The following is a 9,035-nucleotide window of genomic DNA, read 5'->3' as shown; positions in this document are numbered from 1 at the left end:
TGTCCCTGCTGCAATAATATCGGCTTGGCCGCTTGCGGCCAGTCTCTCGAAGCCAGACTCCGGTCTGGCTTTTTTTTCGTCTGCAGTTTCTGGCATTTCCGGCATATTGAACTAAATTACCATCACGTTTAACGATGTTGCCGGCATAGTCGCCTATACAAGGTAGAACACCGAACAATCGTCCACTGGAGCCGCCGCGTGCTGAGCATTCATACCAATACTGCCGCACTGTCTGCCCAGCGGGCCATGGGCTGGGCACAGCAACTGCTGTCGACGTCGATGACGCGCCTCTCCACGGGCTTTCGCATCAACTCGGCCATGGACGATGCGGCCGGCTTGCAGATCGCCACCAGGCTGAGCGCCCAGACCAGCGGCATGGCGGTCGCCATGCGCAACACGCAAAACAGTACTTCCCTGCTGCAAACGGCCGAAGGCGCGTTTGGCGAAGTCACCAGCATGCTCGTGCGCATGAAGGACCTGGCCACCCAGGCAGCGGATGCCTCGTCGAACCAGAAGGACCGCGAGGCCATGCAGGGCGAATACGATGCGCTGGGGGCCGAACTGTACAACGTGATGACGAACACCCGCTACGGCGGCACTTTATTGCTGGGCAACGGCAGCGCCGGCATGGGCACCCTGTCGCAAGCCCTGACGTTCCAGATCGGCGCCACCGGCAGCGAAACCATGCAGTTCAGCGTGGCGGGCGACATGGGCGCGCTCAACGCGGCGCTGCAGGCGATCTCCGTCAATTTCGCGCCAGGCGCCACCGCCGGCAGCGAATTTGCCAGCAACAGCAGCGCCAACGGCATGATCGACATGCTGGCGGCGGCCGTCGACAAGGTCGGCAGCGTGCGCTCGGCGCTGGGCGCCACCTCGAACCGGCTCGGACACATCTACAATAACCTGTCCAACATGGTCACCAACACCAGGACCGCCATCGGCCGCATCATGGATGTCGACTACGCGGCGGAAAGCGCCAACATGACCTCGGCGCAAATGCTGCTGCAGGCGAGCACGGCAATGCTCAAGCAAAGCCAGAGCATGAGCAAGCTGATTCTTTCTTTACTACAATAATTACCGGCAGGGCGCGATGGCAGATCGGATGAATATGTATCAGCAGGAAGCAATGGCATGGCGATAGACCGCATTGCATCGGGCAATCCGGTGCCCCTGATTACCCAGCGCTTCGACGTCAGCCCCGCTACGCCGATGGTGCCGGGCGTGGTCCAGCCACTGGTGCCGATCGGCCCCTACATGGCGCCCGCGCCCGACGCCGGCACCCTGCCCGCCCAGCTGCAGCAGAAGGGACAGGACAGCCTGGCATCCCTCATCAAGCCCAATGCCGAAGGTACGGGCGGCGCCCTGCCGCGCGACAGCAGCGCCATGCAGGTCAACCAGCTGTTCTTCACGCGCCAGCTGATCTGGCAGCCGCCCAACGCGGCGCAGCTGGCCGCCTCGTGGCGCGTGATGGTCAGGACCTATGGCGAACAATATGCGGCCCTGCAGGAACAGGCGCGCGGCCAGCACGTGCCCGGCAGCCTGTTCATGGCCGAACAGCAACCGGCCCTGCTGCGCGAAGGCGCCCGTCCACCGTTGACGGTCGACAGCGAAGCGTGGCGCTTTGCCGTGTATGGCTGGGGCGGCCAGCGCCTGCTGCTGCGCGTGCTGGCCAGCGACGAAGACGAAGAGACAACGCCAAGGCGGCGCGGCAAGGTGGCGCTGCGCGTCGAACTGATCATCATCGGCGTCGGCCGGGTGGTGATCCAGATGGAGCCGTCCGGCGACGGCGTGCTGCTGGAACTGGCCGCCGACGAGGAAGCCGCGCTGCGCCATTTGCGCCTGGCCCTGCCCGAGATCGCCGACGCCGTGCGGCGCGCGGGACTGCGCCTGGTGCGCTGCCGCCTGAACCGCCAGCTGCATGCGCAGCGCATGCACGGCAACTACCCGATGCAGGCGGGCGCCGCTTCGCTGTCGCTGCCCCTGTTCCGCGCCATGGCCGAAGTGGCCCTGCTGCTGACGCAGCCGGAAGCGGAAGCGGCCGCCGACCCCGATGCGCCCGCGGCACCCGCCGCCGAAGCCGAGGAGGAGCCCATCATCGTCTCGAAGAAAGTGGCGGCGCCGTTCGGTTACGACTATGGCGACGAGGAAGAATCGGCGCAAGGCGCCACCGTGCTGCTGCTGGCCGACGGCCAGGAGCACGCGCTGCTGCCGCCCATCGACGAGCAGGATTGACGCGGCATAAAAAAAACGGCGCCCGCAGCGCCGTTTTTTTTATCGTTCCTGCAATTTATCCCACCGTGCCGATGATGCTCACTTCGCGGTTTTCCGGGATTTCGTTGTACGACAGCACGTGCAGGCCCGGCGCGAACAGGCGCGCGTAGCGGGCCAGCAGCGGACGGATCTGCGGCAGCACCAGCAGCAGCGGCGGCGTGGCCTGCTGCTTCATCTGTTCGCGCGCCACCGGCATGTTCACCTGCAGCTGCGACAGCAGATGCGGGTCGATCGGATAATTGTCCAAAGTCACCTTGCCCGACTGGCGCGCCTGGTTCAAGGAACCGAGCAGCATGTTTTCCAGCTCGCCACCGAGGTTAAACGCCTGCATTTCCATCTTCTGGCCGAACAGCCCGCTGACGATCTGGCGCCGCAGCGCGCAGCGCACTTCAGCGGCCAGCAGGATCGGGTCCTTGGTCGTTTCCGAACTGTCGAGCAAGGTGGTGGCGATGGGCACGATATCCTTCAGTGACACATTTTCCGCCAGCAAGACGCGGAACACGCGCAGCAACTGCGTGTGCGTCAGCGCCTTGTCCAGCGCACCGGCCAGTTTCGGCGACAGGGCCGTCAGGCGCTCCATCATGTTCGACACGTCTTCGTGGCGGAACAGTTCCGGCAGGTATTCGCGCACCATCTTCGACAAGTGCGTGGCGATCACGCTGGGCGCTTCGATGACCTGGTAGCCGAGACCCAGCGCATGGGCCTTTTCGCTCGGCTCGATCCACGTGACGGGCATGCCGTAGGCCGGCTCGATGCCGGGAATGCCGTCCAGCTGGCCATACACGTTTGGCGACGGGATCGCCATCAGGCGGTCGGCCTGCACTTCCGCCTGTGCCACCACGGTACCCGACAGCACGATCGCGTACTGCGATGGCTTCAGGGCCAGGTCGTCGCGCACGCCGATATTCGGCAGCAGCAAGCCCATCGATTCGGACAGGCTCTGGCGCACGCCCTTGACCCGCTTGTTCAGCGGTTCGCCTTGGGTTTTATCCACCATGCCAACCAGCTTGTAGCCGAGCATCACCATCAGCGGCTGTACGGCGGGCAATTGCTGCCATTCCAGTTCGGCCGGCTTGTCGTCGCGCAGGGCCGCCTCGATGGCGGCCAAGCCGGCCGCGTCGGGCCCCTTCACGCGCTTGGTCAGGCGCCAGGCGACAAAGGCCAGCACGCCGGCAAAGGTCATGAACATGAACCACGGCATACCAGGAATCAAAGCCAGCGCCACCATCATGCCGGCCGCGCTGTAGATCACCGTTGGCGAGGTCAGCACCTGGCCTGCCACTTGCTGTTCGAAATCGCCCGAATCGCTGATGCGGGTCACGAGGATAGCGGCCGCGGCCGACAGCAGCAGCGCCGGGATCTGCGCCACCAGGCCATCGCCGATGGTCAGCAGTGCGTACTGGCGGAAGGCGTCGCCGAACGACAGGTCGTGCATCAGCGAGCCGATGGCCACGCCGCCGACCATGTTGATGATCAAAATCAAAATACTGGCGACGGCGTCGCCGCGCACGAACTTCGACGCGCCGTCCATGGCGCCATAGAAATCTGCTTCGGCGGCTACGTCCTTGCGGCGGATCTGGGCTTTTTCCTGGTTGATCAGGCCGGCGTTCAGGTCGGCGTCGATCGCCATCTGCTTGCCCGGCAAGGCATCGAGGGTAAAGCGCGCCGACACTTCCGAGATACGCTCGGCGCCCTTGGTGACGACGGCGAAGTTGATGATCATCAAGATCACGAAGACCACGATACCGACGACGAAGTTACCGCCAATGACCACGTTACCGAAGGCCTCGATCACCTTACCGGCCGCGTCCGCGCCCGTATGGCCGTGCAGCAGCACCACGCGCGTGGACGCCACGTTCAGGGTCAGCCTGAGCATGGTGGTGGCCAGGATCACCGTCGGGAAGACGGAGAAATCGAGCGGCCGCTTGGCCGACACGCTGACGAGGATGACGATCAGTGCCAGCACGATATTGAAAGTGAACAAGATATCGAGCAGCACGGGCGGCAGCGGCAGGATGATCATCGCCAGGATCACCAGCAGGAACAGCGGCGTGGCGAACTTGTGGCGGCGCATTTCGGCAACCAACCGGTTCAGGAAATTCATGAAGGTACTACCTCGCTCAAATGAGATGGCACGACCACCTCGGTGGGAAATGGGGGCTGGGCAGCGCGCTGCCCAGTACGGAATGCTTTCAGCTGCAGTATGTAGTTGAGCACCTGCGACACGGCCTGGTACAGCTGCACGGGAATCTGCTGCTGCACCTGGCTGGTGTTGTAGATGGCGCGCGCCAGCGGCGGCAACTCCAGCGTTTCGATATTGTGCTCCTTCGCCACTTGCCGGATATACAGCGCCATCTCGTCGACGCCCTTGGCAACGACGAACGGCGCCTCGGCGCGGTCCTGGTCATACTTCAATGCGACGGCGTAATGCTCGGGGTTGACGATCACCACGTCGGCGTCGGGCACGGTCTTGCGCACGCTGCGCCGGCCAATCTGCTGCTGCAGCTGCCGGATGCGCTGGCGTACTTCGGGCCGCCCCTCGCTGCTCTTATGTTCTTCCTTGACGTCCTGCTTGCTCATGCGCTGGTTGCGGGCAAAGAAAAACGCCTGCGCCGGCACGTCGATGATGGCAAACAGCACGAAGACGGAAATGAGCGCCATCAGGCCGTCGAGCATCAGCGCCGAGCCATCGAGCATGGCCTGCTGCAGGGGCCGGTGTTGCAAGTCCACGTACTGCGTCAGGCTGGAGCGGCTCACGTGCACGAGCACCATGCCCAGCACGGCGGCCTTGGCAATCGACAAGCCGAATTCAAAACCGTGCTTGGGCGACACCAGGCGGCCCAGGTTCTTGGCCGGACTCAGGCGCTCCATCTTCGGCGCCCAGTTCTTCGTGCTGATGACCCAGCCGCCGGGGATCAAGGAGCCGAGCACGACGAACAACGGTACGCAGAACAGCGGCACGATCATCTTGATCAGCAAGCCTACCGACGTGGTAAACGCCATCGACATGGCATTTTCCAGCGCGCCCTTGCTGTCGAGCGGCATGAAGGCCATGGCGAACAACTCGCGAAAACTGAGCAGATAACCGGGCAGCAGGTAAATGAAGACCTTCATGCTGATCAGGATGCCCAGCGCCGTTGACAGGTCGCGCGAACGCACCACCTGCCCTTCCTGGCGCGATTTCTTCAGCTTCTGCGCTGAAGCCTTTTCTGTTTTGTCGCCAGTGCTGCTATCCGCCATGGGCCACCCGCATTTGTTCGGCGATCATGTCGAGCACGCGGTTCGTCATGGCGACATAGTGCTCCGGGATAAAGCGCACGATCTGTATCAGCATCAGCAGGCCGAACATGGTGATCATGGAAAAACCCAGCGAAAACAGGTTCAGCGACGGCGCCACCCGGTTCAGGAAACCAAAGCCCAGCTGCACCACCATGGTGGAAAAAACGATGGGCAAGGCCAGCAGCATGGCGGCGGCGAAGATCCACGCCACGTTATACGCCACCGTCTGCAACAGCATCGGCCCGTAGCCCTGCCCCACGGGCCAGGCCGTGAAACTGGCGCCGATCACGCCCGTCAGCACGAGGTGGCCGTCGATGGCGAAAAACACGATCATGCACATGATGGTGAGCAAACCCGTGATCACATCAGACGACGTGCCGTTGAGCGGGTCGTTCATGACAGCCATGGAAAAGCCCACCTGGCTCGACACGAGGTAACCGAGCACCGACATGACGGACATGGCGAAGTGGAAAGCCAGACCCAGGACAAAGCCGATGATGGCTTGCTCCAGGGTGGCGACGAGGGCGTGCAGGGAAAATGGATCGATCTTCAGCAATTCCTGCGACACGCCCGACGCCTGCATCACGGGCAGCATCAGGATCGCCAGCACCAGCGACAGCAGCACCCGCACGGGGACGGGCACCATGGCGTCGCCGATCACGGGCGAGGCGCTGAGCATGGCCAGGATGCGGCAGAACGGCCACCACACGGCCAGCAGAAACGGCAGCACCTGATTGAAAATCTGATCCATGGCGCGCGGTGCTATCCGACCAGGGTGGCGGCGCGCTGAAAAATGGACACGCAATAATCCATCAGGTAACCGGCCATCCAGCGTCCGGCCAGGATCAGGGCCAGCAGGGTGACCAGCAGGCGCGGCAGGAAACTCATGGTCTGTTCATTGATCGAGGTGGCCGCCTGCACCAGCGCGACCAGCAAGCCCATGAGCAAACCCGGCACGACCAGGATCACCACCAGCAGCATGACGACATGCAATGCTTCGATGATCAGGTCGACGGCGACTTCAGGGGTAAACATCGGTCAATAGCCCTGTATGCTGGTAACTAAGGTGTTGACGGTCAGGGTCCAGCCATCGACGAGCACGAACAGCAGCAGCTTGAACGGCAGCGAGATGACGAGTGGCGACAGCATCATCATGCCCATGGCCATCAGCACGGATGCCACCACCAGGTCGATGATGAGAAAGGGGATGAACAGCATGCAGCCGATCTGGAACGCCGTCTTGAGTTCGGACAATACAAACGCGGCCAGCTTGACCGTGAAACTGTGGTCTTGCGGGCGCATGGTCGACGGTTCGCCGGCCAGGTGCGCGATCTGCGCCAGCGCCGCCTTGCTCGTCTGCGCCAGCATGAAGCGCGAAATCGGCACTTCGGCAATTTTCAAGGCTTCCTGCATGCCGATCTGGTCGCGGTCGTAAGGCACGAACGCTTCCTTCCACACCTGGTCGCCGATGGGACGCATGACCAGCAAGGTGAGAATCAGGGCGATGCCGGTGACGATACGGTTGGGCAAGCCCTGCTGCAGGCCCAGGGCCTGGCGCAGCAGGGACAGCACGATGACGAAGCGGGTAAAGCTGGTCATCATCATGACCATCACGGGCAGCAGCCCGAGCAGGGTCATGACGACGAGGATCTGCATCTTCACCGACAGGTCGGTCTTCGCGCCCGGCACCACGCCGGCGAGCAGGTCCTGCGCGCCGGCGGCGCTGCAGCACAGCATCAGAACAGGGACAGCCAGCGCGGCAGCCAGCGCGCCGCGGCGCCGGCTCAAGCCGGGTACCGCCAGCTTCATGCTGTCATCAGGTCGAGATTGAGGCCGTCGAGGTCGATGACTTTCAGGCCATAGTTCTCGCCGGCCACCACCACTTCGGCACGGCCGATCGGTGTGCCGTTGACCTTGATCACCAGCGGTTCGCCGGCCAGCATGTCGAGTTCGATCACGCTTTCCGGGCCGATGGCCATCAACTCTTCCAGGGAAATGCGGGCCGAACCCACTTCCAGAGTCAGGGTGACGGGAATCTTGCGCATCATCTGCGGAATGTCGCGGCGCGCGCGGGTGCTGGCCACGTCGGAGACGTCGCCCTGGTCGATGATCATGTCATCGCCCAGGTCTTCCAGCAGGGTTTCGCTCTGGTTGGTATCGGTGATATTCATATTATTCGACATCTTCAAATGAGGTTAAACAGAGCTTGCCCTTGTGTTCGGAAACAGCCGCTGTAAATAAACGGGAGTCGTCAAGCATGACGTCGGTACGGCTCAGGCTGACGGGAATCACGTCGCCCACGCGCAGGTCGAACAAGGCGCCCAGCTGTACCTGCTTGCTGACGAGCCGGCCTTCCAGGGTCACTTGCAGGCGCGAAGCGAGCGGACGCACGCTGCCACGCAAGGCTTTCTTCGCTTGCGCGCGCTCGGGCAGCAGGCCGCGCAGCACGTCGGCCATCAGGCGCTTGTCCAGCGAGAACCAGAACTGGCCGCTCTGCCCCGCCTCGACGTCGCTGAGCGACACGGTGACGATCCAGCTGCCGCGCGCCGGATGCACGCCGGACTGCACGGCGACCTCGGCACTGGTGTCGATGTCGCTGCTCTTGCCCAGGGTTTGCAGGTTCTTGTGGATGCGGGTGAACAAACTGTTTACCAACTGTTGTCCCAGCACCACAGCGAGGCGCTCTTCCGTTGCCGTCACGCGCACCTGCGCCGGATCGGGCAGCGCGCCCTTGGCGCCGGCACTACCATAGCGATAGTTCAGCACGCTCAACAGTATCTGCCGTTCGAGCGCAAAGCCCGGCTGGCCGGCCGGCGTGGAAAAACTCAGCCAGCGGTTCACGCTGTCTTCGTTGTCCACGCGCGACAAGGTCACGGCGTCGATCTGGAAATTGCCCCAGTAGCGACGGCTCATCGGCTGGCGCAGGGCCACGGCCAGGTCGTCGCGCAGCTGGGCGCCGAATACATGCAGCAAATGGACAGGACGTCCAAGCAGACAGGAATCGAGGACTTGATGGCGCACAGTTTGATCTGTCTTGGTAATGATTGTCATGTAGTGGTCATGTCGGTATTGCGGTGGCAGAACAAATTATACGGATCGCCCGAAATTAAATACAGCATCATCTTGGCCTTGCCAACAGGTCTGCAAGCAAACGATTGCGCATCGTATCGCATGCTCGATGACTACGGTGCTGAACAATACATGAAAAAGCCAAATATTGCCATGTATCAATATTCCTTGAGGCAATTCTCTCTTTACTTTATAGTTGCCCCGAGGTAAGCTTATAGCGACAAAATAGTGATTTGCAGTGCGCCATTCCGCTTACCTGATTCCGGTTTTTATGGCAGTTCCCAGCCCCTCTTATTGCCACCAGAAGAAACTTTTATCAGATAATTATTAGTTGTCATGGCCATGTAAATCATGTCGGCGCAAGTCTGCCGGGTTTGTTGAATCTGCTGAGCGGCTGGTGTGGCAACTGATAAAAC

The 9,035-nt window shown here is 62.1% G+C and carries 9 protein-coding genes; 2 read left to right on the top strand and 7 right to left on the bottom strand.

All coding sequences use genetic code 11. From position 1 onward, the window contains the following. Nucleotides 1-198: 198 nt before the first annotated feature. A complete protein-coding gene (locus IGS55_RS00475; RefSeq protein WP_230518668.1) occupies nucleotides 199-1,074 on the top strand; it encodes a flagellin N-terminal helical domain-containing protein in 876 nt (291 codons plus the stop codon). A 57-nt stretch (nucleotides 1,075-1,131) separates the two neighbouring features. Continuing rightward, nucleotides 1,132-2,232 (top strand): hypothetical protein, encoded by a 1,101-nt coding sequence (locus tag IGS55_RS00470; RefSeq protein ID WP_230518669.1) that lies wholly within the window; start codon nucleotides 1,132-1,134, stop codon nucleotides 2,230-2,232. A 55-nt stretch (nucleotides 2,233-2,287) separates the two neighbouring features. Here IGS55_RS00470 and IGS55_RS00465 read toward each other — a convergent pair whose 3' ends face one another. Genes IGS55_RS00465 through IGS55_RS00435 form a run of 7 tightly spaced genes read right to left on the bottom strand, consistent with a single transcriptional unit; the run spans nucleotide 2,288 to nucleotide 8,601 of the window. Continuing rightward, nucleotides 2,288-4,375: a flagellar biosynthesis protein FlhA gene (locus IGS55_RS00465; RefSeq protein ID WP_230518670.1), complete on the bottom strand. Its 2,088-nt coding sequence runs from the start codon at nucleotides 4,373-4,375 to the stop codon at nucleotides 2,288-2,290. Beyond that, a complete protein-coding gene (locus IGS55_RS00460) occupies nucleotides 4,372-5,511 on the bottom strand; it encodes an EscU/YscU/HrcU family type III secretion system export apparatus switch protein (protein WP_128139613.1) in 1,140 nt (379 codons plus the stop codon). Before IGS55_RS00460 ends, IGS55_RS00465 begins: the two co-directional genes overlap by 4 nt. After that, the gene (locus IGS55_RS00455) at nucleotides 5,501-6,301 is read right to left on the bottom strand and encodes a flagellar biosynthetic protein FliR (RefSeq protein WP_128139614.1); all 801 of its coding nucleotides are present in this window, start codon (nucleotides 6,299-6,301) and stop codon (nucleotides 5,501-5,503) included. The genes IGS55_RS00460 and IGS55_RS00455 overlap by 11 nt, the downstream gene beginning before the upstream one ends. A gap of 11 nt (nucleotides 6,302-6,312) precedes the next feature. Next, nucleotides 6,313-6,585 carry a flagellar biosynthetic protein FliQ gene (locus IGS55_RS00450; protein WP_034757874.1) on the bottom strand — a complete coding sequence of 91 codons (273 nt, stop codon included), beginning with the start codon at nucleotides 6,583-6,585 and terminating at the stop codon, nucleotides 6,313-6,315. A gap of 3 nt (nucleotides 6,586-6,588) precedes the next feature. Then, nucleotides 6,589-7,359: a flagellar type III secretion system pore protein FliP gene (gene fliP, locus IGS55_RS00445; protein ID WP_230518671.1), complete on the bottom strand. Its 771-nt coding sequence runs from the start codon at nucleotides 7,357-7,359 to the stop codon at nucleotides 6,589-6,591. Further along, nucleotides 7,356-7,721 carry a FliM/FliN family flagellar motor switch protein gene (locus tag IGS55_RS00440; RefSeq protein WP_034757866.1) on the bottom strand — a complete coding sequence of 122 codons (366 nt, stop codon included), beginning with the start codon at nucleotides 7,719-7,721 and terminating at the stop codon, nucleotides 7,356-7,358. Before IGS55_RS00440 ends, fliP begins: the two co-directional genes overlap by 4 nt. Nucleotide 7,722: 1 nt before the next feature. After that, nucleotides 7,723-8,601, bottom strand: a complete 879-nt coding sequence (locus IGS55_RS00435) for a FliM/FliN family flagellar motor switch protein (RefSeq protein ID WP_230518672.1) — start codon at nucleotides 8,599-8,601, stop codon at nucleotides 7,723-7,725. Nucleotides 8,602-9,035: the final 434 nt, after the last annotated feature.

The organism is Janthinobacterium sp. EB271-G4-3-2 (assembly GCF_020858035.1).
GTDB lineage: Bacteria > Pseudomonadota > Gammaproteobacteria > Burkholderiales > Burkholderiaceae_D > Janthinobacterium > Janthinobacterium aestuarii.
Note: the sequence above shows the minus strand (reverse complement) of the source record. Positions and strands in the feature narration are given on the sequence as shown.

Coding starts and splice junctions, on each gene's coding strand:
- IGS55_RS00470 (WP_230518669.1), top strand. CDS start 1,132: ATGGCGATAGACCGCATTGCATCGGGCAATCCGGTGCCCCTGATTACC.
- IGS55_RS00465 (WP_230518670.1), bottom strand. CDS start 4,375: ATGAATTTCCTGAACCGGTTGGTTGCCGAAATGCGCCGCCACAAGTTC.
- IGS55_RS00460 (WP_128139613.1), bottom strand. CDS start 5,511: ATGGCGGATAGCAGCACTGGCGACAAAACAGAAAAGGCTTCAGCGCAG.
- IGS55_RS00455 (WP_128139614.1), bottom strand. CDS start 6,301: ATGGATCAGATTTTCAATCAGGTGCTGCCGTTTCTGCTGGCCGTGTGG.
- IGS55_RS00450 (WP_034757874.1), bottom strand. CDS start 6,585: ATGTTTACCCCTGAAGTCGCCGTCGACCTGATCATCGAAGCATTGCAT.
- fliP (WP_230518671.1), bottom strand. CDS start 7,359: ATGAAGCTGGCGGTACCCGGCTTGAGCCGGCGCCGCGGCGCGCTGGCT.
- IGS55_RS00440 (WP_034757866.1), bottom strand. CDS start 7,721: ATGAATATCACCGATACCAACCAGAGCGAAACCCTGCTGGAAGACCTG.
- IGS55_RS00435 (WP_230518672.1), bottom strand. CDS start 8,601: ATGACAATCATTACCAAGACAGATCAAACTGTGCGCCATCAAGTCCTC.